General features: G+C 69.0%; 23 protein-coding genes and 1 tRNA gene. 15 read left to right on the top strand and 9 right to left on the bottom strand.

The window, feature by feature from the left end; all coding sequences use genetic code 11:
* Window positions 1-8 precede the first annotated feature (8 nt).
* The 4 genes from LXM64_RS04880 to LXM64_RS04865 all read right to left on the bottom strand — a co-directional run bounded on the left by LXM64_RS04880 (window position 9) and on the right by LXM64_RS04865 (window position 3,269).
* A complete protein-coding gene (locus tag LXM64_RS04880; protein WP_234074868.1) occupies window positions 9-1,127 on the bottom strand; it encodes an FUSC family protein in 1,119 nt (372 codons plus the stop codon).
* Window positions 1,124-2,212: a YgfZ/GcvT domain-containing protein gene (locus LXM64_RS04875; RefSeq protein WP_234074867.1), complete on the bottom strand. Its 1,089-nt coding sequence runs from the start codon at window positions 2,210-2,212 to the stop codon at window positions 1,124-1,126. The genes LXM64_RS04880 and LXM64_RS04875 overlap by 4 nt, the downstream gene beginning before the upstream one ends.
* Window positions 2,212-2,811, bottom strand: coding sequence for an FABP family protein (locus tag LXM64_RS04870; RefSeq protein WP_234074866.1), 600 nt, complete (start codon window positions 2,809-2,811; stop codon window positions 2,212-2,214). Before LXM64_RS04870 ends, LXM64_RS04875 begins: the two co-directional genes overlap by 1 nt.
* A gap of 161 nt (window positions 2,812-2,972) precedes the next feature.
* Window positions 2,973-3,269 (bottom strand): hypothetical protein, encoded by a 297-nt coding sequence (locus LXM64_RS04865; protein WP_234074865.1) that lies wholly within the window; start codon window positions 3,267-3,269, stop codon window positions 2,973-2,975.
* A gap of 117 nt (window positions 3,270-3,386) precedes the next feature.
* Here LXM64_RS04865 and LXM64_RS04860 point away from each other — a divergent pair, with 117 nt between their 5' ends.
* From LXM64_RS04860 to LXM64_RS04845, 4 genes are read left to right on the top strand one after another with little or no spacing between them, the layout of a single operon-like run.
* Complete coding sequence (locus LXM64_RS04860) at window positions 3,387-4,082, top strand: response regulator transcription factor (RefSeq protein ID WP_137417686.1); 696 nt, start codon at window positions 3,387-3,389, stop codon at window positions 4,080-4,082.
* A gap of 49 nt (window positions 4,083-4,131) precedes the next feature.
* On the top strand, window positions 4,132-6,297 hold the full coding sequence (locus LXM64_RS04855; RefSeq protein ID WP_234074864.1) for an RNA degradosome polyphosphate kinase: 2,166 nt from the start codon (window positions 4,132-4,134) through the stop codon (window positions 6,295-6,297).
* Complete coding sequence (locus LXM64_RS04850; RefSeq protein WP_234074863.1) at window positions 6,294-7,232, top strand: NUDIX hydrolase; 939 nt, start codon at window positions 6,294-6,296, stop codon at window positions 7,230-7,232. Before LXM64_RS04855 ends, LXM64_RS04850 begins: the two co-directional genes overlap by 4 nt.
* 3 nt (window positions 7,233-7,235) lie before the next feature.
* Window positions 7,236-7,742 (top strand): hypothetical protein, encoded by a 507-nt coding sequence (locus tag LXM64_RS04845; RefSeq protein ID WP_234074862.1) that lies wholly within the window; start codon window positions 7,236-7,238, stop codon window positions 7,740-7,742.
* On the opposite strand, the gene LXM64_RS04840 is transcribed toward LXM64_RS04845, so the two are convergent.
* Together LXM64_RS04840 and LXM64_RS04835 are read right to left on the bottom strand one after the other, a co-directional pair.
* Window positions 7,693-8,970 carry a M1 family metallopeptidase gene (locus tag LXM64_RS04840; RefSeq protein ID WP_234074861.1) on the bottom strand — a complete coding sequence of 426 codons (1,278 nt, stop codon included), beginning with the start codon at window positions 8,968-8,970 and terminating at the stop codon, window positions 7,693-7,695. The two genes, LXM64_RS04845 and LXM64_RS04840, sit on opposite strands and share 50 nt — an antisense overlap.
* Window positions 8,967-12,899: a Pls/PosA family non-ribosomal peptide synthetase gene (locus tag LXM64_RS04835; RefSeq protein WP_234074860.1), complete on the bottom strand. Its 3,933-nt coding sequence runs from the start codon at window positions 12,897-12,899 to the stop codon at window positions 8,967-8,969. The genes LXM64_RS04840 and LXM64_RS04835 overlap by 4 nt, the downstream gene beginning before the upstream one ends.
* A gap of 181 nt (window positions 12,900-13,080) precedes the next feature.
* Here LXM64_RS04835 and pstS point away from each other — a divergent pair, with 181 nt between their 5' ends.
* The 4 genes from pstS to pstB all read left to right on the top strand — a co-directional run bounded on the left by pstS (window position 13,081) and on the right by pstB (window position 17,116).
* On the top strand, window positions 13,081-14,193 hold the full coding sequence (pstS, locus tag LXM64_RS04830) for a phosphate ABC transporter substrate-binding protein PstS (RefSeq protein ID WP_234074859.1): 1,113 nt from the start codon (window positions 13,081-13,083) through the stop codon (window positions 14,191-14,193).
* Window positions 14,194-14,271: 78 nt separating this feature from the next.
* Window positions 14,272-15,219, top strand: a complete 948-nt coding sequence (pstC, locus tag LXM64_RS04825) for a phosphate ABC transporter permease subunit PstC (RefSeq protein WP_234074858.1) — start codon at window positions 14,272-14,274, stop codon at window positions 15,217-15,219.
* Between the two features lies 1 nt (window position 15,220).
* Complete coding sequence (gene pstA / locus LXM64_RS04820) at window positions 15,221-16,312, top strand: phosphate ABC transporter permease PstA (RefSeq protein ID WP_234074857.1); 1,092 nt, start codon at window positions 15,221-15,223, stop codon at window positions 16,310-16,312.
* 24 nt (window positions 16,313-16,336) lie between these two features.
* A complete protein-coding gene (gene pstB / locus LXM64_RS04815) occupies window positions 16,337-17,116 on the top strand; it encodes a phosphate ABC transporter ATP-binding protein PstB (protein WP_137417695.1) in 780 nt (259 codons plus the stop codon).
* A gap of 92 nt (window positions 17,117-17,208) precedes the next feature.
* Here the strand turns inward: pstB and LXM64_RS04810 are convergent, their stop codons facing one another.
* A complete protein-coding gene (locus tag LXM64_RS04810) occupies window positions 17,209-18,093 on the bottom strand; it encodes an aminodeoxychorismate lyase (RefSeq protein WP_234074856.1) in 885 nt (294 codons plus the stop codon).
* A gap of 199 nt (window positions 18,094-18,292) precedes the next feature.
* Here LXM64_RS04810 and LXM64_RS04805 point away from each other — a divergent pair, with 199 nt between their 5' ends.
* From LXM64_RS04805 to LXM64_RS04795, 3 genes are all read left to right on the top strand, one after another.
* Window positions 18,293-18,697, top strand: a complete 405-nt coding sequence (locus LXM64_RS04805; protein WP_234074855.1) for a hypothetical protein — start codon at window positions 18,293-18,295, stop codon at window positions 18,695-18,697.
* A gap of 41 nt (window positions 18,698-18,738) precedes the next feature.
* Window positions 18,739-19,263, top strand: a complete 525-nt coding sequence (locus tag LXM64_RS04800) for a hypothetical protein (protein WP_234074854.1) — start codon at window positions 18,739-18,741, stop codon at window positions 19,261-19,263.
* 209 nt (window positions 19,264-19,472) lie between these two features.
* Entirely contained in the window at window positions 19,473-19,922 is a 450-nt protein-coding gene (locus tag LXM64_RS04795) for an HTH domain-containing protein (protein WP_234074853.1), read from the top strand.
* A gap of 92 nt (window positions 19,923-20,014) precedes the next feature.
* Here LXM64_RS04795 and LXM64_RS04790 read toward each other — a convergent pair whose 3' ends face one another.
* The gene (locus LXM64_RS04790) at window positions 20,015-21,367 is read right to left on the bottom strand and encodes a hypothetical protein (protein WP_234074852.1); all 1,353 of its coding nucleotides are present in this window, start codon (window positions 21,365-21,367) and stop codon (window positions 20,015-20,017) included.
* Between the two features lie 91 nt (window positions 21,368-21,458).
* Here LXM64_RS04790 and LXM64_RS04785 point away from each other — a divergent pair, with 91 nt between their 5' ends.
* Window positions 21,459-21,674 (top strand): hypothetical protein, encoded by a 216-nt coding sequence (locus LXM64_RS04785; protein ID WP_234074851.1) that lies wholly within the window; start codon window positions 21,459-21,461, stop codon window positions 21,672-21,674.
* A 74-nt stretch (window positions 21,675-21,748) separates the two neighbouring features.
* On the opposite strand, the gene LXM64_RS04780 is transcribed toward LXM64_RS04785, so the two are convergent.
* Window positions 21,749-21,824 (bottom strand) — tRNA-Lys (locus LXM64_RS04780).
* Between the two features lie 89 nt (window positions 21,825-21,913).
* On the opposite strand from LXM64_RS04780, the gene LXM64_RS04775 reads away from it, so the two are divergent.
* From LXM64_RS04775 to LXM64_RS16090, 3 genes are all read left to right on the top strand, one after another.
* The gene (locus LXM64_RS04775) at window positions 21,914-22,552 is read left to right on the top strand and encodes a DNA-directed RNA polymerase subunit beta (protein WP_234074850.1); all 639 of its coding nucleotides are present in this window, start codon (window positions 21,914-21,916) and stop codon (window positions 22,550-22,552) included.
* Between the two features lie 256 nt (window positions 22,553-22,808).
* On the top strand, window positions 22,809-24,281 hold the full coding sequence (locus LXM64_RS04770) for an MFS transporter (protein WP_234074849.1): 1,473 nt from the start codon (window positions 22,809-22,811) through the stop codon (window positions 24,279-24,281).
* A gap of 170 nt (window positions 24,282-24,451) precedes the next feature.
* Window positions 24,452-25,486, top strand: a complete 1,035-nt coding sequence (locus LXM64_RS16090; protein ID WP_326490539.1) for a YbaK/EbsC family protein — start codon at window positions 24,452-24,454, stop codon at window positions 25,484-25,486.
* Window positions 25,487-25,497: the final 11 nt, after the last annotated feature.

Raw genomic sequence — 25,497 nt, 5'->3', positions numbered from 1 at the left:
ACGGCGTCTCAGATGCGGGGCATGGCGGCTCGCGCCTCGTCTTCGCCGAGGCCGGTCGCCACGAGCAGATCGACCGCGAACGGCCGCAAGGCGGAGATGACGCTGTGCTCGCCCGCCGAGGCGCCCGGTGCGAGCTGTGCCGGATCCAGGTGGCGCGCGACGGCACGCGCGGCCTCGCGCGCAGGGATCTGCTGTGCGATGTCGTCGAGCGACTCCCCCACGAGGGCGAGGGCCCGCGCCAGCGATCTCAGCAGGTCGGCGGGGATGGGGCGGGGGACGCCGTCGTCGATGAGGTAACCGGATCGGCGCGCCACGACGCGGAGGTTTCGCACTGCGAGATCCGTCGCCGTCATGACACGGCGGTATCGGTCGAGCTCCGCGCGACGCCGCCGCAGGAACGGGGAGATGCGCGCGACCGCGACCGCCGAGTCGAGCGACTCCTGCCAGGCCCGCACGAGCGGATCGAGCGCTCGCGCCTTCTCCAGTGCACGCTCCGCACGCGAGCGGTCCCCGTCCTCGAGCGCACGGATGAGGGTCGCGGTCGCGTCATCGATCGCGGCGAAGAGGGTCCTCGCGTCGCGCAGCACCTCCGCGCGGGGATTCCGGGGCACAAGCGCAGTCACCAGAAGTGCCGCGACGCCGCCGACCGCGCCGTCCGCCAGCCGGCTCCACGACGCCTCCGTCGGCGCCATCGGGAACAGCAGGACGATGAGCCCCTGGATCGCCGCGGCGATGGCGAAGCCGGGCTGCGGCGACAGGGCCCTGGCGACGAACACGACGACGGCGAGGGTGATGCCCAGCTGCCACCAGCCGGGGCCCACCAGGCGCAAGAGGATCTCGGAGATGACGATGCCCAAGAGCATCCCGCCCACCGTCTCGGCCACGCGCCGCGGCCGCGCGTCGCGCACCAGGCCGAGGCTCGACACCGCCACCGTGCCGGCGAGCACGGGGGCCGAGTGAGCGAGCACGAAGAGCGAGAAGACGTAGGCAGCCATCGCCGCCACCGTCAGCTGGGCGATCGCGGGCAGATCCGTGACGGCTCGGGACAGAGCGGGTCTCGGATCGAAGCGCTCTCGCAGCCGCGTCGACACGCTCGTGGTGTCGGCGCCGCCCGGGGGCACGGTCACCGCCGGCGTGAGAGTCGGGGCAAGCGCGGCACGCCGGCGCTGGCGCCCGCATCCGGCGGCACGACGATGGTGACGGATGCGGCGACGTCGCCGTCCGCGGTGCGCACCACGACGTCGGTGTCGGTGTCGGCCGTGCGCTTGATCACGGCGAGAGCGATCGGCCCGTCCTCGTAGTGACGGCCGGCCGAGGTGATGCGGCCGATCTCGACGTCGCCGACGGCGACCACATCGCCGCGCGCGGGCAGGGATTCGGCGCTGCCGTCGAGGTGCAGGCTGACCAGACGGCGCGGCGGATGACCGAGGTTGTGCACCTTCGCCACCGTCTCCTGCCCGCGGTAGCAGCCCTTGTCGAGATGCACGGCGGTGCGCAGCCAGTCGAGCTCGTGCGGGATGGTCCGCTCGTCGACCTCGTCGGCGAAGCGGGGGCGCCAGGCGGCGACGCGCAGCGCCTCGACCGCGAGCTCGCCGGCGAAGCCGATCTCGCCGGATGCGGCCAGCTCCGCCAGCCGCGAGGCCTCGACGGCATCCACGAGTGCCTCGTTCCAGCTGCGCTGCGCTCCGGGGTGCTCCTCGATGGGACCGTACGCGGCGCCGCCGACGGTGACCGCCGGCCACGGGTCCCGCCAGACGAGCGGCGTCTCGCCGACGGTGAGGGGGCGGATGAGGGCGAGCCCCGCATCCGTCGCACCCACGACCGCGACCTCGGTCGAAGCATCGCGGACCTCGACCCGCAGTCGGAAGCGCATGCGGCCCAGCCACGTCGCGAGGGCGGGCGCGTCACCCGCGTCCGCGATGAGCCAGGTCGTCTCGCCGTCGTCCAGTACGGCCGCGGCGTGCTCGACGCGTCCCTGCGGATCGAGCACCAGGAGCTCGGTCGACACCCCGGGCTCCAGCCGCGCGAGCGCCTGGGTCGTGATCGAATCGAGCCAGCTCAACCGGTCGACACCCGTGACGGCGATGACGCCGCGACCCGCGCGCGGAGCGACGGCCGTGCCGCGCACCAGCGCACGCTGTTCGCGCATGGGGTCTCCGACGTGCAGCAGCACATCACCGTCGGTGATCGCGCCGGCGGGCGAAGCGATCATCAGTCCACCTTCGCCAGGCGGGCGGATGCGTGGGAGCCGAGCTCGGATCCGAGGGCGGCGATGTCCCACGCCCAGAGCAGATGTCCGTCGACCAGGCCGTACAGCCGGGTCGCGGCCGTGTAGGCCTTGGTTCCGGGCGCGACGATGACCGCGTCGGTCGCGATGTCGATGCGCGGACCGCGGATCTGTCCGAGGTAGAGCTCGCTGACGCCGTCGGCGTGCACGATGTTCGCGGCGATCTCGAAGCCGCCCTCGGGTGTGCGCAGCGCCTCGACGTCGTCGGCCGTGCGCGCCGGCTCGTCGGAGACGGCCGGAAGCAGGCCCGGTCCGGGGTCGCCGGGCCCCTGCGGTCGCACGATGCGCCAGAAACCGACCTCGGACACGAGCAGACGCCGTGATTCGCCCTCTCCGGCCCAGGCGGTGGCGGAGTAGTTGACGGCGTCCCCGCCGTCGTGGCTGAAGCTCACGCGGTGCGTGAACTCACCCGAGAAGTGGTGATCGCCTGCCTCGTAATCGATCACGCCTGTCCCCTCCCAGACTCCGAGGAGCCACGAGAGGGGTGCGAGGTCGGCGGGCAGATCGGTGGGGAGCTCGATCATCGCCCGCTCCGTCAGCGCTGGCCGCGGTAGAGGTTCCAGACCACGGCGCCCGAGACGAAGGCGATGGCGAGGGAGGCGAGCACGAGCAGGCCCACGAAGAACATTTCGAGCGCGACCAGGTCCATGCGCCCCATGGTAGCCCGTCCGCGAGGGCGATGGGCTCAGCGCGAACTGGCGATGAGCGCGGAGAGCGCGACGGCCACGCTGATCACTCCGAGCACGAGCAGGGCCCCGAGACTGCTCAGCGCAACGCGTTGGATGAAGCGCTGCACGCGCCCGTACGCCAGCTGGATGACGAAGGCGAGGATGACGGATGCGGCGAGCGCCAACGTCATCCACGTCGCGTGCCACGGCGACGGGACGAACAGCGCGACCGCGATACCCGCGACGGCCGCGAACACCCAGACCGCGACGATGCCGCCGAAGGGCCGACGTGGCGCCAGTTCCGGTGTCGTCATACGATCATTCTCACGCATGGGAGCGCGCGCTGCACGTCATGCGTCACCGGTGAGATCTGCGTGCCTCGCGGCTGCGCATAAGATGAGCACGACGCGGACCCCGCCCGGAGGGTGACTTTGGCACAGCTTCTCGTTCTGAGTTCCGCCGGTAGCGCGCCTGCGCTCCCGGCGCTGGAACTGTTGAGCCATCGTGTCCGCCAGATCCCCGCCGAGCCCGCGCAGCTGGTGAACGCGCCGAACGCCGACGTCGTCTTCGTCGATGCGCGTCACGATCTGGTGGGCGCCAAGTCGCTGTGCAAGATCCTGACGACCACGGGGCTCGATGCGCCGCTCGTGCTCATTGTCACCGAGGGCGGACTGACCGCGGTGTCCACCGACTGGGGCGTCGACGACGTGATCCTCGTCGGGGCGGGCCCTGCCGAGGTCGACGCCCGCATCCGACTCGCCGTCGGGCGCATGTCGAAGGAGCAGGTGTCGACCCGCATCCAGACCTCCGGCATCACGATCGACGAATCCTCGTACTCCGCCAAGGTGCACGGCAAGCCGCTGGATCTGACCTACAAGGAGTTCCAGCTGCTGCACTTCTTCGCGACGCATCCGTCGCGGGTGTTCACGCGGGAGCAGCTGCTCAGCGAAGTCTGGGGCTACGACTACTTCGGCGGCACGCGCACGGTCGACGTGCACGTGCGGCGCCTGCGCGCCAAGCTCGGCGACCTCGAGCAGCTGATCGGCACCGTGCGCAACGTCGGCTACCGCTTCAACGTGTACGAAGAGGACCAGATCCCGGCTGCCGGGGAGCGCGCCGGATCCTGACCCTCGCGGAGTTCACACTCGTGTCACCTCTGGCTGCAAGGATGTGGGAATGATCTCCGACGTGATGCTCGATGCGGGCCTGGGCGATGCCGACGACGACGACTTCGACGTCACCGACGGCGGTGACACGGAGCTGCCCGAGGCGCGGTATCTCGATCGCGAGCTGAGCTGGCTGGCGTTCAACCAGCGCGTGCTGGAGCTCGCGGAGGACCCGACCGTGCCGACGCTCGAGCGCGCGAACTTCCTCGCCATCTTCGGCAGCAACCTCGACGAGTTCTTCATGGTCCGCGTCGCGGGACTCAAGCGCCGCATCATCACGGGCCTCGCGGTGCCGACGAACGTCGGCCGTGCGGCGCAAGACGTCCTCGCCGACATCTCCGGCGAAGCCCATGCCCTCCAGCTGCGTCACGCCGAGGCATGGCAGCAGCTCGTGCGCCCCGCACTGGCAAGCTCCGGCATCGAGGTGATCGGCTGGGGCGACCTCGACGAAGACGACCGCGCGCGCCTGTCGGACTACTTCCAGTCTCAGGTGTTCCCGGTGCTCATGCCGCTCGCGGTCGATCCCGCCCACCCCTTCCCCTACATCTCCGGCCTGTCGCTGAACCTGGCCATCCGCATCCGCAACGCGAAGACCGGCCGACAGGAGTTCGCGCGCCTGAAGGTGCCGCCCATGCTCCCGCGTTTCGTCGAGGTCTCGCGTGACGGCGAGCGGGTGCGCTACCTCGCTCTCGAAGACCTGATCGCCAACCACCTGTCCGACCTGTTCCCGGGCATGGAGATCCTCGACCACCACGCGTTCCGGCTCACGCGCAACGAAGACATGGTGATCGAAGAGGACGAGACCGAGAACCTCATCCAGGCGCTCGAGGCCGAGTTGATGCGCCGCCGCTTCGGGCCGCCGATCCGCCTCGAGATCACCGACGACATGGACGAGCTCACCCTCGACCTGCTGATCAAGGAGCTCGACATCACCGAGCAGGAGGTCTATCGTCTCCCCGGCCCGCTGGATCTGCGGGGGCTCTTCGACCTGTCGCGCATCGACCGTCCCGACCTGCACTACCCCCCGCACGTTCCCACGACGGCGCTGGCGTTCCAGCCGGGCGACAACAACGAGCGTGCCGACATCTTCGCCGCCATCCGCAAGGGCGACGTGCTGGTGCACCACCCTTATGAGTCCTTCGCCACCAGCGTGCAGGCCTTCCTCGAGCAGGCGGCGAAAGACCCGCACGTGCTCGCCATCAAGCAGACCCTGTACCGCACGTCGGGCGACAGCCCCATCGTTCAGGCGCTGATCGACGCCGCCGAGGCGGGCAAGCAGGTGCTGGCCCTCGTCGAGGTCAAGGCGCGCTTCGACGAGGCGAACAACATCGTCTGGGCCCGCAAGCTCGAGAAGGCCGGTGTGCACGTCGTCTACGGCCTCGTCGGACTGAAGACGCACTGCAAGCTCGCCCTCGTGATCCGCGAGGAGAACGGCGTGCTGCGCAGCTACTGCCACGTCGGAACCGGCAACTACAACCCGAAGACAAGCCGCATCTACGAGGACTTCGGCCTGTTCACCGCGAGCGACGAGGTCGGCCGCGACCTCACCCGCCTGTTCAACGAGCTGAGCGGGTACGCGATCGAGAAGAAGTTCAAGCGTCTGCTCGTCGCTCCGCTGCACCTGCGCAAGGGTCTCGTCCGCCTCATCGAACGCGAGCGCAAGCACGCCCTCGACGGCAAGAGCTCCGGCATCCGCATCAAGGTCAACTCGATGGTCGACGAGCAGATCATCGACGCGCTCTACCGGGCGAGCCGCGCCGGAGTGCCGGTCGAGGTCTGGGTGCGCGGCATCTGCAGCATCCGACCCGGCGTCGAGGGGCTGAGCGAGAACATCACGGTGCGCTCGATCCTCGGCCGCTACCTCGAGCACTCGCGGATCTTCGCGTTCGACAACGACGGCGACCCCGAGACGTTCATCGGATCGGCCGACATGATGCACCGCAACCTCGACCGCCGCGTCGAGGCGCTCGTGCGCATCACGGCGCCCGCCCAGATCGCCGAGCTGGGCGATCTGTTCTCGCTCGCGATGAGCGACAACACGAGCTCCTGGTGGCTCTCGGGCGACGGCACGTGGACGCGGCATTCGACCGACGCCGACGGCAAGGCCCTCGTCGATCTGCAGGACAAGACGATGTTCCAGGTGCAGCGTCGTCGGCGTTCGAGGGCGGTGCGATGACGCACACCGCCGTCTATGCCGCGGGCGGAATCGTCTGGCGCCGGGTCGAGGACAAGCTGAAGATCCTCCTCATCCACCGCACCCGGTACCGAGACGTCACCCTTCCGAAGGGGAAGGTCGACCCGGGCGAGGCGCTGGTGGAAACCGCCGTGCGCGAGATCTTCGAGGAGACCGGGATCGCCGTCTCGCTCGGGCTCCCGGTCGGCGTCTCCCGCTACACATTGCCGAGCCGGCGCGAGAAGATCGTGCACTACTGGTCGGCAGAGGCCACCGATGCCGCCATCCGCGCGTCCGCGTTCGTGCCGAACAAGGAGATCGCCGCCATCGAATGGGTGAGCCCGCGCAAGGCGCTCACCTACCTCAGCTACCCCGTCGACGTGGAGATCGTCGAGAACTTCCTGCGGTTCGTCGACGACGGTGTGCTGGAGACCTTCCCGATCATCGTGCTGCGCCACGCGAAGGCCACGCCGCGCGACGAGTGGTCGGGCTCCGATGCGTCCCGTCCCCTTACCGCGCGCGGGCGTAAGCAGGCGGAGGCGATCGTCGGACCGCTGAGCACGTTCGGCGTCCGTCGGATCGTGTCGTCGGATGCGGTGCGATGCACCGAGACGGTGGCTCCGCTGTCCGCCGCCCTCGGGCGGTCGGTCAAGACGAGCGAGCTCATCAGCCAGGACGCCTGGGAGGAGGGGCGCTCCGACGCCCGCACGGTCGTCGGCAAGCGGGTGCGCTCGCGCAAACCTGCCGTGGTGTGCAGCCACGGGCCGGTTCTGCCGGACATCCTGCACGAACTGGCTCTCGCGACCGGCACCCTGCGCGGATCGTATCTCGGCAGCGCGTCCGCGCTGGAGGTCGGCGGATTCTCGGTGGTGCACCTGTCGCGCACGAACCCCGGTTCCGGCATCGCCGCGATCGAGACGCACCTGCCGAAGGTCTGACACATGCCGCACGCGATCCGCGTGGTCTGGACCACGCGGGACGGTGCCGAACGACGAACGGCTGCCGCCCGGCTCGTCCGCGACGCCACGGGGCGCACACTCCGGCACGGACCGTGCGCCCGGTGCGGCGGCGACCACGGGCGACCCCGCCTCGAGGGAGGCGGCTCCGTCTCCCTCGCCTACGCGGGCGATCTCGTGGTCGCGGCGCTGGCAGAGGACGGCGACATCGGCGTCGACGTCGAGCGAGGTGCCGCATCCTCACCGGCGCGGCTCGATCGGCTCGCTCCCGGCGCAACCCTGCGGGACTGGACGAGGTTCGAGGCCGCGACCAAAGCCATCGGGGGCGACCTCCGCGACGGCGCCCACCTGCTTGTCGTCACCGAAGGAGAGATCTGGAAGGCGGCCGTCGCCGGCCGCGCAGTGCACGGCCGTGAGATCGACGCCCCCGCCGGCTTCGTGATCAGCGTCGCGCGAGCCGCGGCAGCGGAGCCCGATCGATCCACGAGCTGAGCAGGTCCGCCGAGGCGCCGTCGAGCAGGCCGCGGAAGTCGTCGGTGACGACCAGCCCGTGCCGGTGGGCTGCGGTCCAGGAGCGCAGCAGCTCGAAGAACGCCGCATCACCCAGGTGCAGCCGCAGGGCATGCAGGGCGAGGGCGCCGCGCTTGTAGACCCGGTCGTCGAACAGCAGGGCCGCGCCCGGATCGGCGATCACCAGGTCCTGCGGCTCATCCGCGAGCCGGCGCAGGTGGGTACGCGCGCAGGCGTCGGCATCCGGTCCGCCCGATGCCTCCGACCACAGCCATTCGGCGTAGCAGGCGAAGCCCTCGTTGAGCCAGATGTCCTGCCAGCGCGCGATTCCGACGCTGTTTCCGAACCACTGGTGCGCGAGCTCGTGCGCCACGAGTCGCTCACTCGCCGCATCCAGATGATTCGCGCCGAACACCGCCATACCCTGCGACTCGAGCGGGATCTCGAGATCGTCGGCGGTCACGACGACGCGGTACTGGCTCTGCGGATACGGACCGAACCGCTCGGCGAACGCCGCGATCATCAGCGGAAGGTCGGCGAACGCCGCGGCGGCCGGCGCCCGCAGCGCTGTCGGCGCCCAGAGCTCGACCGGCACGGCGGCGGCGATCTCGGTACGCCCGTAGCGGCCGATCTGCACCGCCGCCAGATACGTCGCGGTGGGCACGTCGGAGACGTACTCTGTGATCCTGCGGCGTCCCTGCACCTGATCCAGGATGCGGGCGCCCACCGCGACGGCGGTGTACTCGCGATCGGTGGCGATCCTCATCCGCATCCGGGCGCGGTTATCGGGACGGTCGTTGCAGGGGAACCAGGTCGATGCGCCCGTCGGCTGGTTAGCCACGAGGGCTCCGTCGGTCAGCTCCTCCCAGCCGATGGTGCCCCACGGCGAACGCCGCGGCGCGGGCGAGCCTTCGTAGCGCACCTCGATCGTGAACGTCTCCCCCGCCGCGACGTCGCGGCCGAATCCGATCTGCAGATGCTGCGCGCTCTGGCGCTGCACCGCCGGGCTCGCGCCGTCGACACGAACCCGGGTGACGCGCAATCCGATGAGATCCAGCCTCACGCCGCGCAGGCCGGTCGACGCGGTCGCCACGATCGTGGCGGTTCCACTCAGGCGGTTGGTGCGAACCCGGTAGTCGAGGTCGAGATCGTAGGAGACGACGTCGTAGGTGACGTCGCCGCTGCGCGGGGCGTAGGCGTCGCCGGTCACGAGGTGGACTGGTACGCGCGCACCTTGACCGCACGCCAGGGGCCGATGGGATTGCCGCTCCAGCGGGTGCCGACCGGAACCGCCTCGCCGCGCATCACGAGGGATGCGGGACCGACGGTCGCGTCGGCACCGATGACGGCCGCGGGCAGGATCACGCTGTGCGGACCCAGCGTCGCGCCGGGCTCGAGCTCTACGGTGTCCATGCTCATGATTCGATCATGGAACAGGTGGGTCTGCACGACGCACCCCCGGTTGACCGTCGCTCCGTCGCCGAGCGTGACCAGATCCGGTTCGGGGAGCCAGTAGGAGTCGCACCAGACACCGGTGCCGATGCGCGCCCCCATCGCCCGCAGCCACACTGCCAGGGCCGGTGTGCCGACGGCAGCACGTGCGAACCACATCGCCGCCACCATCTCGGTGAACGTGTCGACGACTTCCGTCCGCCAGACGAAGCTGGACCAGAGGGGCTGCTCGCCGGCACGGATGGGGCCGACGATCGCCCACTTCGCGACCACGGTGACCGCGGCCGCGACAGCCCCCGCCGCCAGCATCACGATCCCCGACAGCAGGAGCGCCCCCACCCAGCCGAGCCAGACCGTGAGTCCCGCGAGCGCGAACAGCACCGACAGCCCGATCGCACAGGTCACGACGACGGGGACGAAGCGGCACAGCTCCCAGAGCGCCCGCGCGAGACGCAGACCGGGCGTCGGGCGGTAGGTGCGCGACTCATCCGCTTCGGTGACGGCGCGGCGCAGGCGCACCGCCGGCGAGCCCAGCCACGACGATCCCGGCTTCGCCTTGCGCGGCGCCGACGACAGCACCGCCACCAGCCCGTCACGGGGCACGCGATGCCCCGGCGCCGCCATGCCGGAGTTCCCGAGGAAGGCGCGCTTGCCGATGCGGACGGCGCCCAGCCGCATCCACCCGGCGTGCAGCTCGTAGGAGGCGACCATCGTGTCATCGGCGAGAAAGGCGCCGTCCTCGATCCGCGCGAGCGATGGCAGCAGCAACACCGTCGACGCCTCGACGTCGCGGCCTACGCGGGCACCCAGCATCCGGAGCCAGACGGGAGTGAACAGGCTCGAGTAGAGCGGGAAGAGGATGGTGCGCGCCGCGTCCAGAAGGCGCTCGATCGTCCACGCCTGCCACGCGACTCGGCTGCGCACGGGATACGTGCCCTCCACGAGTCCGATCGAGAGCAGGCGCACCGCGACCACCACGACGCCGGCGAGCACGAGACCGCACACGAGCACGGCCGGCACGAGCCACGACGCCGCCGCACCGAATGCGGCGGACAACGACGGGGCACCCTGCACACCGGCGGCCAGCACGACCGCGCCGCAGAGGATCGCGAACACCGGGAGCACGGCGAGCGCCAGCGCCGACGCGCCGTACGCCCACATCCAGCGATGCGGAGTGGGGGGCCGCTCGGCGGGCCAGTCCTCCGCGACCGCGCCCACGCGGACCGCAGGTGACCCCGCCCAGGTCTGCGCCGCCCGCACCCGCCCGAAGACGGCGGAGCCGGGGGCGATCTCCGCGCGCTGCCCGATGCGCGTGCCCGGAGCGAGGGTGCTGCGCGCGCCGATGGTCGCCGCGGCGCCGATGCGGATGGCGCCCACGCGCAGGAGGTCGCCGTCGATCCAATAGCCGCGCAGATCCACCTCGGGCTCGATCGACGCGCCGTCGCCCACCTCGAGCATCCCGGTGACGGGAGGCAGCGTGTGCAGATCGACGTCGCGGCCGATCCGGGCCCCCAGCGCCCGGGCGTAGTAGGTGATCCAGGGGGCCCCGGCGAGACCGACCGCATCCACCTGGTCCGCGATCTGCTCCGCCAGCCACACCCGCAGATGCACCGCTCCCCCGCGCGGATAGTCCCCCGGTCGCAGCCCCGCGAGCAGGACACGCGCGGATGCGGCGGCGAGCACCATCCGCCCGAACGGCGTCGCGAACAGGAGCCACCCGACCACGAGCAGCCACACCGGCGCCGTCGGAAGGGCACCGAAGCCGGGGAAGAGGTTGAGGAGGGTGCCCGCGGTGAGGATGTAGAGCAGCCACCGCACGCCGGACAGGATGAACAACGGGGCACCCGCCAGCGTCTGCAGCCACTGCGTCGCGCGCGGCGTCGGTTCGGGGCGTCGGTACTCACCGCCCTCCGCGTCGGGCAGGAATGGTCCGAGCGCCTTGGCCATCGCCGACAGACGGGGCATGTCGTAGATGTCGGCGACGGCGAACTCCGGGACGCGCGCACGGATGCGGGACACGAGCTGCGCGGCGGCCAGCGAGCCGCCGCCGAGGTCGAAGAAGTCCGCCTTCCGCCCGGGCACGGCAACACCCAGTACCGCTTGCCACTGCTCCGCCAGCCACGCCTCGGCGGGATCGAGTCCCGACGGCGGCGCCTCCACGCCCGGCAGCGGCCACGGCAACCCGGCCCGGTCGACCTTGCCCGACGTCCGGACGGGTAGCTCGTCGACGACGGCGAGCAGCGGGACGATCGCCGCCGGGAGGCTGTCGGCCAGGCGGGCCCTCGCCTCGGCACGGTCGAGTTCGACCCCCGGCTCGAGAACGAGATAACCCACCAGGACGGCCACTCCCGCCTCGCTGTGCCGCACCGCCGCCGCGGCGGCGTGCACGCCCGGGAGCTCCTGCAGCGCGGACTCGACCTCGCCGAGTTCGATCCGTCGCCCCCCGACCTTCACCTGGTCGTCGGCCCGCCCCTGAAACACGAGACCCGCGCTCTCGAAGCGGACCAGGTCACCCGAGCGGTAGGCGCGCTCCCACCCCAGGGAGGGCATGGGCGCGTACTTCTCCGCATCCTTCGTCGGATCGAGGTAGCGCGCCAGGCCGACGCCGCCGATGATCAGCTCGCCGATCTCACCCTCGCCCACACGAGCACCGTCGGCATCCACCACGGCGAGCATCCAGCCGTCCAGCGGCAGTCCGATCCGCACCGGGGCCGAGCCGTCCATGAGCGAGCCGCAGGCCACCACGGTCGCCTCCGTGGGCCCGTAGGTGTTCCACACCTCGCGACCCTCGGCCTGCAGGCGCGCGGCGAGTTCGGGCGGGCACGCCTCCCCGCCGAAGATGAGCAGCCGCACATTCTCGATGGCCTCCGCCGGCCACATCGCCGCCAGCGTCGGCACCGTCGAGACCGCGGTGATGCCCTGACGGATCAGCCACGGTGCGAGATCCTCCCCCGAACGCACGAGCGAGCGAGGAGCCGGGACGAGGCAGGCGCCGTGGCGCCAGGCCAACCACATCTCCTCGCAGGAGGCGTCGAAGGCGACCGAGAGGCCGGCCAGCACCCGATCACCCGGGCCGAGGGGCGCATCCTGGAGGAACATGCGCGCCTCGGCATCCACGAAGGCCGCCGCCGACCGGTGACTCACCGCCACCCCCTTCGGTACCCCCGTGGAGCCGGAGGTGAAGATGATCCAGGCGTCGTCCTCTTCCGCCACGACCGGAACCGCGTCGAACGCGCGCGTCGACGGATGCGGGGCGTCTCCGTCATTCAGCTCGACCGCAGTCGTCGACCCCTCCGACGCGACGTACACACCGCCGGCTCCGATGACCCCGGCCACGCGCGCCTCCCCGAACACGAGGCGCGCACGCTCGTCGGGGTCGTCCGCATCCACGGGAACATACGCCGCTCCGGCGACGAGCACCCCGAGGATGGCGACGTACAGATCCTTCGATCCCGAAGGCATACGCACCCCGACACGGTCGCCGCGGCGCACACCCGCGGCGATCAGGCGTGCAGCGGTGCGACTGACGTGGGCCATCAGCTCTGCGTAGCTCAGCGCACCCGAGCCGTCGTCGACCGCCGACGCCTCGGGATGGCGCCTGGCGCTCTCGCGCAGGATGTCCACCAGGGTGCGAGGCGACGGCGCCTCGGCGGATCGGTCCAGAACGGCCTGCGAATCGGAGAGCATGCGCCGAAAGTAGGGAGCGCGGGTGAACGGATGGTGTCGCCACGCGCTCGCGCCACCGCATCCGCCTCGCTTCGTTCACCTTCCGTTCACCCGCACAGCGGACGCTGGTAAACGCGCCTGCTTAGCGTCTTCGGCGAGCCCTGCACCGGGCCCGTAACCCTGACACGTGAAGGATTTCACAGTGAAGATCACCCGCATCGCCCAGGTGGGCGCCATCGCCGCCATCGCGGCACTCGCGCTCGCCGGCTGCGCCGCGAACGAGGCGCCCGCAGGCAACGAGACCTCCGCCGGTTCCGAGTCGTCGCTGCCCACCGGTCTCTCCGGCACCCTGAACGGCTCCGGCGCCACGTCGCAGCAGGTCGCCATCCAGTCCTGGACGCAGCTGCTGCAGACGGCGAACGCCGACCTGACGGTCAACTACGACCCGCAGGGCTCGGGCACCGGCCGCGAGTCGTTCCAGTCGGGCGCCGTGCAGTTCGCCGGCTCCGACCGCGCCTTCAAGAAGGACGAGATCACCGCGGGCCCGTTCAGCGCCTGCGCGCCCGACTCGGGCCTCGTCGAGATCCCGGCCTACGTGTCGCCGATTGCGATCATCTTCAACGTCGAGGGAGTCGACGCGCTCAACCTCGACCCCGCCACGATCGCGGGCATCTTCGCCGGCACGATCACCAACTGGAACGACCCGGCCATCGCCGCGACCAACAAGGACGCGAAGCTGCCCGACCTGGCGATCACGCCCGTGCACCGCTCCGACAAGTCGGGCACGACCGGCAACTTCACCGACTACCTCTCCAAGACCGACGCCGCCGGCTGGACCTATGGCTCCGTCGAGGAGTGGCCGATCTCGGGCGGCGAGGCCGCTCAGGGCACCTCGGGCGTCGTGAACGCCGTCAAGGGCGGCAACGGCACGATCGGCTACGCCGACTCGTCGCAGGCCGCAGGCATCTCGTCGGTCGCGGTCAAGGTGGGCGATGACTTCGTCGCGCACTCCGCCGAGGGTGCGGCCACGGCCGTCGACGCGTCGCCGTTCGAGGACGGCCGCGGCGACAACGACCTCGCCATCACGATCGACCGCACCACGACCGAGGCCGGCGCCTACCCCGTCGTCCTCATCAGCTACCTGATCGGTTGCGAGAAGTACACCGACGCCGCTGCGGCGAAGCTCGTCCAGGGCTTCTTCACGACGGCGATCAGCGAGGAGGGCCAGGAGGCCGCTGCCAAGAACGCCGGCAGCGCCCCCATCTCCGACACGCTGCGCGAGCGCGCTCAGACGGCCATCGACGCCATCTCCTGACACGCACAGAGCGGCCCCGGGTTCACCCCCGGGGCCGCTCTGGCCCGTCCTGACCCGAACACGACGAGAAAGCGATAGATGACAGCCACCGCCGCGGGACCCACCCGCCCCGCTGCCAAACGGCGCCCCGGAGACATCTGGTTCTCGGGCTCCGCTCTGGCCGCCGGCAGCATGATCCTGGTGACGCTCGCCGCCGTGGCGATCTTCCTCATCATCCAGTCGATCCCGGCTCTCGGAGCAGACGCCTCCCAGGCGTCCCTGCTCTCCTCCAACTTCTGGGCGTATGTCGCACCGCTGCTGTTCGGCACGGTGTGGGCCGCCTTCCTCGCGCTGCTGATGGCCGTTCCGCTGTCGCTGGGCGTCGCCCTCTTCATCACCCACTACGCACCGCGCCGCCTCGCGCAGGGTCTCGGCTACATCGTCGACCTGCTGGCCGCGGTGCCTTCCGTCGTCTTCGGCCTCTGGGGCATCCTCGTGCTGGCCCCCGCCGTGCAGCCGGTCTACTCGTGGCTGAACCAGAATGCCGGATGGTTCCCGCTCTTCTCCGGTGACGTCTCGGCCACGGGGCGCACGATCTTCACCGCCGGCATCGTGCTCGCCGTCATGGTGGTCCCCATCATCACGGCGATCTGCCGAGAGGTGTTCCTGCAGACGCCGAAGCTGCACGAAGAAGCAGCGCTCGCCCTCGGTGCGACCCGCTGGGAGATGATCCGGATGGCCGTGCTGCCCTTCGGTCGCTCCGGGATCGTCTCGGGAGCCATGCTCGGCCTCGGGCGTGCCCTCGGCGAGACCATGGCCGTCGCCATGGTGCTCTCGACCACGGGCGCCGTCACCTGGCAGCTGTTCACCTCTCAGAACCCCTCGACGATCGCCGCGAACATCGCACTGACCTTCCCCGAGGCCTACGGCACGAACATCAACGTGCTCATCGCGACCGGCCTCATCCTGTTCATCGTGACCTTCGTGGTCAACGCCATCGCGCGCTGGATCGTCAGCCGTCGCAAAGAATTCTCGGGGGCGAACTGACATGACGATCACCGAATCCGCAGCCCCCGCGCGCACCGCATCCGGCGCACAGCTGCGCGCCGGCCGACTGGCCGGATGGTTCCCCTGGGTGCTGCTGGGCGCATCGCTCGCCGCGATGTTCGCCGTCTTCGCCATCCTCGGCACCGCGACCGGTGAGGGTGTGAACGTCGCGGGCTGGCTCGTCTCGGCGGCGCTCGTCTACCTCGTGCTCATCACGGTCATCTCCACGATCGTGGAGGGCAGCCGCAAGGCCGTCGACCGCCTCGTCACCGGCATCGTCTCGAGCGCCTTCCTCATCGCGATGGTGCCGCTCGTGTCGGTCGCCTGGACCGTCATCGCCAACGGTGTCGCCCGCTTCGACGCGACGTTCTTCTCCTCCTCGATGCGCAACGTCGTCGGTGAGGGCGGCGGCATCGTGCACGCCATCTGGGGAACGGTGCTGATCACGCTCGCCGCGGCGATCATCTCCATCCCGATCGGGCTCCTCACCTCGGTCTACCTCGTCGAGTACGGCCGTGGCCGGCTCGCCCAGGCGATCACCTTCCTCGTCGACGTCATGACCGGCATCCCCTCGATCGTCGCCGGCCTGTTCGCCTATGCGCTGTTCGCACTGTTCTTCGGGCCCGGCATCCGCATGGGCATCATGGGCGCCGTGGCGCTCGCCGTGCTGATGATCCCCGTCGTGGTGCGCTCAAGCGAAGAGATGCTGCGGCTCGTGCCGAACGAGCTGCGCGAGGCGTCGTACGCCCTCGGCGTGCCGAAGTGGCTGACCATCGTGAAGGTCGTGCTGCCGACCGCGATCGCCGGTATCACGACGGGTGTCATGCTCTCGATCTCCCGCGTCATCGGTGAGACCGCGCCGCTGCTGATCACGGCCGGCTTCACCGACTCGCTCAACTACAACCTCTTCGACGGCCGCATGCAGACGCTGCCGGTCTTCGTCTACACGCAGTACGCGAACCAGGGCATCCCGCCCGAGGCGTACTGGGATCGGGCCTGGGCCGCAGCCCTCACCCTGATCCTCATCGTCATGCTCCTCAACCTCGTCGCCCGGATCGTCGCGAAGGTCTTCGCGCCGAAGACCGGCCGCTGATCTCCCGAGAGAAAGAACCCCTTCGTGTCAAAGAGCATCGAAGTCAACGACCTCAACGTCTACTACGGCGACTTCCTCGCCGTCGAGGGCGTCGGCCTCCACATCCAACCGCGGAGCGTCACGGCCTTCATCGGGCCGTCCGGATGCGGCAAGTCCACCTTCCTTCGCACCCTCAACCGCATGCACGAGGTCATCCCGGGCGCGCGCGTCGAGGGCGAGGTGCTGCTGGACGGCGAGAACCTCTACGGCCAGGGCGTCGACCCCGTGCTGGTGCGTCGCCAGATCGGTATGGTCTTCCAGCGCCCCAACCCATTCCCGACGATGTCGATCCGCGAGAACGTGCTGGCCGGCGTCAAGCTGAACAACAAGCGCATCTCGAAGTCGGACGCGGATGCTCTCGTCGAGAAATCGCTGCAGGGCGCCAACCTCTGGAACGAGGTCAAGGACCGCCTCGACAAGCCGGGCTCCGGTCTCTCGGGCGGTCAGCAGCAGCGTCTGTGCATCGCCCGCGCCATCGCCGTCTCCCCCGACGTGCTGCTGATGGACGAGCCGTGCTCGGCCCTCGACCCGATCTCGACGTACGCGATCGAGGAGCTGATCGACGAGCTCAAGAGCGAGTACACGATCGTGATCGTGACGCACAACATGCAGCAGGCGTCGCGCGTGAGCGACAAGACCGCGTTCTTCAACATCGCCGGCACCGGCAAGCCCGGAAAGCTCATCGAGTACGACGACACCTCCACGATCTTCACCACGCCGAGCGTGCAGGCCACCGAGGACTACGTCTCCGGCCGCTTCGGTTGATCCGACGGCACCCGTGAGGGGCGGTCGCGCTTCCGCGTGACCGCCCCTTCGCGCCGGTCAACCCGGGTATCGGCCGAGCGGATGGATGCGGGTCAGTCGCGCGGCGACAGCAGGTAGTCGTTGAGCTCGGCGGTGAAGGCCGCGTCGTACGGCAGCGGCGCGCCGTCGACCGCGGTGATGCCGGCGGCGAGGCGCACGCTGGAGACGAGCCATGCCGCATCCGCTTCGCGCAGCGCGTCGACGCCGAGCGTCGCATAGTCGGTCTCGAATCCGCGCTCGGCGAGGTGCGCGAACAGGCTGAGCTGCGTCGTGCCGTGCAGGATGCCGGCGCCCGGGGCGGGCGTGACGAATCGGTCGCCTCGGCGCAGCACGAGGGAGGAGGTTGGGCCCTCGAGCAGCACGCCGTCGCTCGTGACGAACACCGCGTCATCCGCGTCGCGACGGTGGGCCTCGCGGATCGCCGCCATGTTGGTCGCGTACGAGAGGGTCTTCGCGCCGAGCAGGAGCCACGGCGCACGCTCCGGGGCACCGCTGTCGTATCCGCGGTCGAGCAGGACGACGCGGATGCCGTCGCGGCGCGCACGGGTGTTGTCGGGCGCCTCGGCGACCGTGACCCAGGCGGTCGGCGTCGGCCCGTGCTCGACCCCGCGGCTCAGGATGAGCTTGATGACGCACTCCCCCGCCGGGCACTCGGATGCAGCGGCCACGACCGCCTGCTCCCACTGCATGAGGTTCGGCACAGGAAGATCGCACAGCCGCGCCGAGTGCGCGAGTCGCTCGAGGTGGGCGGACACCTCCTGAGCATGGCCGTCGACGACTCCGATCGACTCGAAGATGCCGTCACCACGCTGCGTGCTGAGCTCGCCCACACTCAGCGCCGGTGCCGACGGATCGATCGGCGTGAACGTGCCGGAGAAGTCGGTGCGCGCATCATCGGATGCGGCGGGTGCGAGCAGGAGTGCGAATCGCCAGGCCATTCCCCGAGCCTACGCGGGCGGAATACTGCACGGCGAGGCTCCGTTACACTGGAACAGCCGGGCCGCAGTAACCCCGGGCTCCAACTTCTGCCGCTGCGAGCGGCCTTGCGCCGAGAGGCGTTTCTGCGGCCTGGCACTTACTTTTTCCGGTCGCAGCGCTGCAAGCCCAGCGGGGTGACGGGTTCGCTAACCTGGCCCCGTGCTGACGATCAAGGTCGACCGCGACTCCGTCGCGATGGGAGACGATGTCGAGCGCCACGCCGAGACCTGGGAGATGCCAGACGACGCGACACTCGGCGAAGTGATCGTCCGTGCCGTCGACGGGTTCTACCTCGCGTCTGTCGCGGGCCGCGTCGCCTGGACGTTGGAAGACAGCGCGGGGCGACTCTTCGCGGTGATAGAGATCGACGGGGTGCCGTCGCCGTCCCGGGCGACCGTGCAGTCCTTGTGGTGGGCGGGACTACCGCGACGGATCAGCGACGACGGCAAAGCGGACGACGCCGGGAAGTACACGTTCTTCTTCCGTTACCACTCCGGCGGTCGCAGTCTCGCCTGGGATGAGTTCCGTACGTGGGTCGTCCCTCACCGTGGCGAGCGACCATGAAACGCCGATCTCTGCGGGTACGACGTAGCGCCGCTATCGCGATGATCGCGGCAGCTGGGTCGCTGCTGCTCACAGCCTGTGGGACGATCTCGACGCCGTATGGAGCGTCGGAGCGGGGCGCCGCACAAGGCATCGCAGGAGGGGTCGACTTCATCGCTCAGGGTCTGCTGGATACAGTGCTCTCGGCAGAGCACGGTGTCGTCACAAGGGTTGACCTTCTGCCGCTCGCTGCGCACATGTTCCTGACACCGGAAGAGCAACTCTCGGCCGAGGGCGAGAGGCGCGCGTCAACGATCTACAGCTTCGCCACCAGCCTGGATGCGACGTCCGTCGACATCTTCGTTCCCACGAACTCGCAGGTGAATGCTGGCTTGTACAGCGAATCGACGACGCTGTTCGGCTGCGGCACGCTTCGGGTTGACGCCGTTGCCGCGGTCGCGCGGATCCGCGACGTCCCTTGTCCCGACTGGATCGTGCAGCTCAACTCTCCCGACGCGCGCCAGGTCTCGCTGGCTGACGTGACGAAGGAGGAGATCGGAGCGACGGAGTGGAACGCGCGGGACTGAGTGTCCTCCTATAACAAGACGCCCCCGTTCTCGACGGAACGATTCGTGACAACCTGCTTATGAGACGCCGCGGAGTTGACGGTTTGCGGTGCGACATACTGCTGCGGGCGCTGGGTATCGAACATCTGCTTGAGCGGTGGGGCTGTGCCCTCGACCGGAGCTAGGGGGCAGAGGCACTCGGCCCTCCGAGGGTGACGAAAGGACTCTTGATGACCTCAGAGACGCCGCACCTTGTCGAAGAGCTGAGAGCCATGATCGATGACGGGCGAATCTCGCTCGAAGCCGTGCACCGCATCACAGGCATCGAGATCGAGAGCCTGCAGTCCTTTCTCGACGAGGACGGGTCGAAGGCGAGCATGGACCTGCTCATGGCTGAGACGCCGCTCATGCCCGGCGACGGCGGCCGGCTATCCGCGCTCATTGCGCAGCTCACGGTTGGTCTGCAAATCGACGATGACGAGCGGGCGAAGAGCATCCTTGAGTCGCTCGTCGCCGTCTGTGGTCTGACGGTAGGCAACCTCGCGAGGCTGCTGGACGTGGACGAGAGCACTGTAAACAGCGCACTTGATGACATCAGCACGGTCCCTGCGGTCATCCGCTACAGGCTTGGCGTGCGAGGCTCGTACCTCATCAACGCCGCCAATCAGGCAAGACGCTGAGCCGATCTGTATCGATACAGCAGCGATGTGGCCACTAATGCAAAGCCCAGCACTCCCGAGCGTTTCGCGCAGGGATAAATGTACCGCGAGCCCTACTTCGTGCTGATGCGGTCCCAGAATGTCGGGTAGAAACGCGACAGTGGAGTCTCGGCCTCTCCTTCTTCTTGAATGGCCTGTCTGCACTGGCGTGTGATCTCGGACCGGTACAAGTCGATCTGGGGAACCAGCGTGTAGATGCTCGTCATGTCGATGGTCACTGTGCGGAACTGTCCGACATCGAATGGGAGTGCGTCGCCCGCGCGTATGAGCTGCACGATTGGCTTCCGTGCGGCGTGCCGAAGTGCCAGCTCGTAGAAGACATTCGGATTACCAAAAGACAGATCAGCAATCACTAGCGGTGATCTGACCAGATGATCGATCACCTGACCAGTGATCAGCCCCGGAGTGCTAATCCGGTCCGCGCGAACGATGCGCAAGCCCAGCGGTGCGAGCGCAGGTTCGATTAACGAGCCGAGCATGAGGTCGGCGTGCTGCCGTTGGATGGAGTCGGGTTCCCCAATCGGCGTGACTAGGAAGCACACATTGGAAAGATCCGAGGTGTCCGCGATGATGCGCGCCGGAGACGCCGCGTCGGGTCGGGGGACATCGAGAACCTTGACGGTCTCGGAAGCTGGAGGACCCTGCGCATCGGCGGGCGCAGGGTCCGGCTCGGTAGCAGCGTCTTCCAGGAGCGTCTCAAAGGTGAGGAGACGTTCGGCGCCAGCGTAGTTCGTGAGTAGCCCGAGATCCCGAGCGTTCGCAAGGAAAGTCTCGACGCACTCATCAGCAGCGTCTTCGCTCGCTAGAGACTGCTCGACGACGAAGTCTCGAATCACGTTGGATGCGGGAATGCGGTTGTTCTTGAACTGCTCGTAAATGCCGCTGAACGGAGGGACATCGGCGATTGCAAGCTGCAAGCGAGCCGCCAATCGTGCGCGGCCGAGAGACTCATCGCCCGACGCAAGCTTCCCCTTGTCGGTGAGTTCAAGAAACTCGGATGAGTAGCTGCCTTTTGTGAGCCCGTACTGCGCGGAATTCGTGATCAGTTGGCGGCTCGCGCCGCTGTCGACGGAGCGTCCCATGTGCTCGAAGAGAGTCAGGCGCCGCACACGCTGTCCGGCGGCAAACTTTTGGATTGCTTCGGCGACGGGAAGAGCTTCCTTGAAGGACGATGCCGGATACGTTCTTACAACCCGCTTGCGTCGCTTCGGTGTCCCAGGCGGTGAATCGGCCGCACCATCGCCACCGCTTGAGTCGTCAGTCTGCGCGTCTTCCTGGTCATTCACGCCGTCGGAAGCGCTCGCCTCCCCGGCCTCTTCGAGGAGCTCTTGTTGGGCATCATCGGTCGATACCGCAGATGTAGACACTGAACTTCCCCCAATCTCGCGCTTGCGCGTAGCGTACACGCAGAGTATTCGATGTCACGAAGTAAATGTCCGACCTGCGCCCTATGCTGATCTCGTGCACGACGACGTGCGCGGAGATGGGGAAGCTTCGATGGCTAGGTACATTGTCAACCGAACAGCGCAGTACGGCTCCAATGACCACGAGGTTCATAACCTGGACGCTTACTGCAATCACTTGCCCAGCCGCGAGAATCAGCTGGCGCTCGGCGAGCACTCGTCGTGCGCGAGCGCCGTGCAGGCAGCGCGACGCTTCTACAGCGACGTCAACGGCTGCTACTACTGCGCGAACGACTGCCACACCACCTGAGCCGCGCGGCGGGTTTTCGGCGGGATTTTCGATTCGGCGGGATCGGCCGAAGCGACGCGATCCCAGTGCCTGACTGGTGGGCCCCGTGGGGCTCGAACCCACGACCCGCGGATTAAAAGTCCGATGCTCTACCGACTGAGCTAGAGGCCCGTGACCTCCAGCCTACTGTTTCGAAAGGCCTGCGTTCGCCGCATCCACTGCCCGTCGGCCGTGCGCGGAGCGCGGGTACCCTTGAGGGGATGACTGACGAGCAGCGGCCCTTCCACAAGCCCATTCGGCGTCCCGCCGAACTGTTCGACCGTCTGTTCTCGGGCGACGATCCCGCCGAAGTGTCGCGCATCGCGCACTCGACGGCCGCCGCTCTCCTCGCCCGCGTGCGTGCGGATCCGGATGCGGAGGTCGTCGACCGCTTGGTGTCGTTCGCGACCGAGCACGGCATCGACGACGTCGCCGAGTTGTGGTCGCGTGCACCGGCGCGCTCGCTGCCGGGCGCGCTCTGGCGTCTCTACCTGCTCCAGGCGATGATCCACGACGACCCGCGCACCGCGGCGCTCCTGTACGAGCGGGGCCGCGCTGCACTCGCATCGATCGACGACCTGGTCGCGGGCGCGCCGGCGCCGGCAGGCCCCGAGGAACTGGTGGCGCTGATCGACATGATCCTGCGCGGGCTCTTCGAGGGCGACTTCGCCGTCGCGCTCGAGCGCGCCGCGGCGTTCTGTCGCGTGACGGCCGCGGGTGCGGTGCAGCTCGCCGACGATCACGAGACGAGCGAGCCCGAGCGAGCATCCACGTTCACCACGCGAGCGCTTCGTCTCACCACCTACGCGGAAGACCTCACCGCATCCGCCTCGCTCTGGCGCCGCGACAACCTCACCTGACCTTTCTTTCACCGCGAGACTGCATTCTGAGCACGAGATCACGGTGATTACCCGTGATCTCGTGCGCGAAATGCAGTCTCGCGAGGTCCGGACAGCGAGCGACGCAGGGGGGAGGCAGTAGGGCGGCGGCCGCCGTCAAGGGGCAGGGCCCGGTACAATTGTCCGGTGGCCGGCACGATGCCGGAGTGGTCGCTGAAGGCGATCCGGGCTGAAAACCCCTCGACGCCTTCAATCCTGAGAACGGATCCACTTCGCCGTGCCCACGACGCCCACCCCCTCCTCCCCCGCCTCGACGATCAGCCACACTGCGTCCGCCCGCGAACGATTGAGCGCCCGCGACAAGCTCGTGCTGACCACGCTCGCCGCTGCTCAGCTGCTCGTGATCCTGGACACCACGATCGTCAACATCGCCATCCCCCAGGCTGCGGCCGCACTGCAGCTCGGCGCAGACAGCCGCCAGTGGATCATCACCGCCTACGCCCTCACTTTCGGAGCGGTGCTGCTCATCGGGGGTCGCATCGCCGACTACTGGGGGCGTAAGCGCACCTTCATGCTCGGCCTCGTCGTCTTCACGATCGCGTCCGCGCTCGCGGGTCTCGCCGTGGACGGCAGCATGCTCATCGGCGGCCGCGTGCTGCAGGGTGCGGGAGCCGCTCTCATGGCACCCGCCGCGCTCTCCCTGGTCAGCGTCACCTTCCCCTCCGGCCGCGCGCGCAACCTCGCGTTCGGTGTGCTCGGCGGTATCACCTCGAGCGGAGCTGCCGTCGGGATCCTGCTCGGCGGGGTTCTGACGGAGTTCGCCGACTGGCGCTGGTGCCTCCTCGTGAACATCCCCGTGGCCCTGCTCGCGCTCGTCGCCGCCTTCATCGTGCTGAGGGAGAGCCGCGCCGACGCACACGGGCGACTCGACGTCGGCGGAGCGATCACCATCGCGGTGGGCCTCGGAACGCTCGTCTACGGGTTCACCCTCGCCGAGCAGGGATGGATGGAAAGCGGAGCGCTCGTCTTCATCGCCATCGGCGTGGTGTTCCTCGCGGGCTTCGTGCTGATCGAGATGAAGGTCGCAGCGCCGCTTCTTCCCCTGCGGGTCGTGCTCGACCGCAACCGCGGCGGCGCGCTCATCGTCCAGGCCTGCGCGGGGGCGGCCATGGTGTCCGTCTCGCTCTACATCACGTTCCACCTCCAGCTCGTCCTCGGGATGCCGCCGCTCGTCGCGGGACTCGCAACTCTGCCGCTGGCACTCACGATCGGAGCAGCGATCCCCGCGCTGTTGCGTCTGATTCCGCGCTTCGGCCCCAAGCCCCTGCTGGTCGGGGGTCCGCTCGTCGCTGCGGCCGGCATCCTCCTTCTGGCACGCGTCTCGGTCGGCGGCTCGTACTGGGCCGAGGTTCTCCCCGGCCTGGTCGTCATGGGCATCGGGATGGCGGCGATCTTCGTGCCTGCGCAGAACATGGCACTCTCGCACGTTCGCCCCGAGGACTCCGGTGCAGCCGCCGCGGCGGCCAACGCCACCAATCAGATCGGCGGAGCCATCGGGCTGGCCGTCCTGACGAATCTCTACGTCAGTGCCTCCCGCGGTGGCGAAACGCTCTCTGCGATGACCGACGGCTACGCCGCCGTGTTCATCGGCGGGGCAGCCGTCATGCTTATCGCGGCTGCGACCGCGGCGTTCGTGATCCACAAACCCCGACTCGGCGACCCCGCCGAGCGCCCCGTCGGCATCCACTGACATCGCCCGCGGGGTGACGCCCCACCGCGAGACTGCATCCCCATCACGAAAGCGCTGTGTTCACCCGTGCTCTCGTGGGAGAGATGCAGTCTCGCGGTCGACGGAAGCACTCAGGGCCCGGCCTTGCGAACGCACTCCCGCCTTCGTATCGTTCTGTTTACAGAACGGGGATGGACATGGACGATTCCGTCGGCGTACGACTGCGGCGGCTCCGCGAGAAGCGCGGGGTGTCGCTGTCCGAGCTCGCTCGCGTGAGCGGGATCGGCAAGGGCACCATCTCCGAGCTGGAGAATGAGCGCCGAGGTGCACGTCTCGACACCCTGTTCGCACTGACGACCGCCCTCGACGCACCTCTGGGTGCCCTCCTTGCCGACAGCGGCGCGAACGCCCAGCCCGTCACCGGCGCCTCCGTGTCCGCGACGCTGCTCGACAAATGGACGGTGGGTTCGACCCTGATCGAGGCCTACCGCGCGACCCTCACGACCGACCGCCAGGAGTCCCACGCACACGCACGCGGCGTCGAAGAGACGGTCACCGTCATCCGGGGCCGCGTCCGCGTCGGCCCCGTAGACAGCGAGCAGGAGCTGGGCGCGGGCGAGAGCCTCCGCTACTCGGGAGATGTACCGCATCGATTCCAGGCGCTCGATGACGCCGCCGACGTGATCCTGCTCATGCACTATCCACCGCACACCGGCTCCGAGAGAGGACATCTCCCCATGACCGATGAACAGCACCTGCCCGAACGGAGCCGGATCGTCCAGCAGCACCTGACGGATGCGGGGATCTCCTCGCCGGTGCGCGAGCTGCCGGACTTGACTCGCACCGCGGCCGACGCGGCCGCAGCACTCGGATGCGAGGTCGGAGCGATCGCGAGCAGCCTCCTGTTCCTGGTCGACGACGAACCGGTGCTGGTGATGACCAGCGGTCGGCATCGCGTCGACACCGACATCCTGACGGCTCAGCTGGGAGCGGCGACGACCGTCTTGGCCTCGGCGAAGCAGGTTCGCGCGATCACCGGCCAAGCCATCGGTGGCGTGGCGCCGGTGGGGCACCCAGCGCCGATCCGGACCGTCATCGACACCAGCCTGAACGACTACGAGACGATCTGGGCCGCGGGCGGCACACCGCACACGGTCATGCCCCTGACCTTCGACCAGCTGCAGGCGCTGACCGGCGGCTCGCCTGTGCGGGTTTCCTCGGACTGAGCGGCGACTAC

This window comes from Microbacterium binotii (genome assembly GCF_021398715.1).
GTDB lineage: Bacteria > Actinomycetota > Actinomycetes > Actinomycetales > Microbacteriaceae > Microbacterium > Microbacterium binotii_A.
The sequence above is the reverse complement of the archived record's forward strand: the minus strand, read 5'-3'. Positions and strand labels throughout refer to the sequence as shown.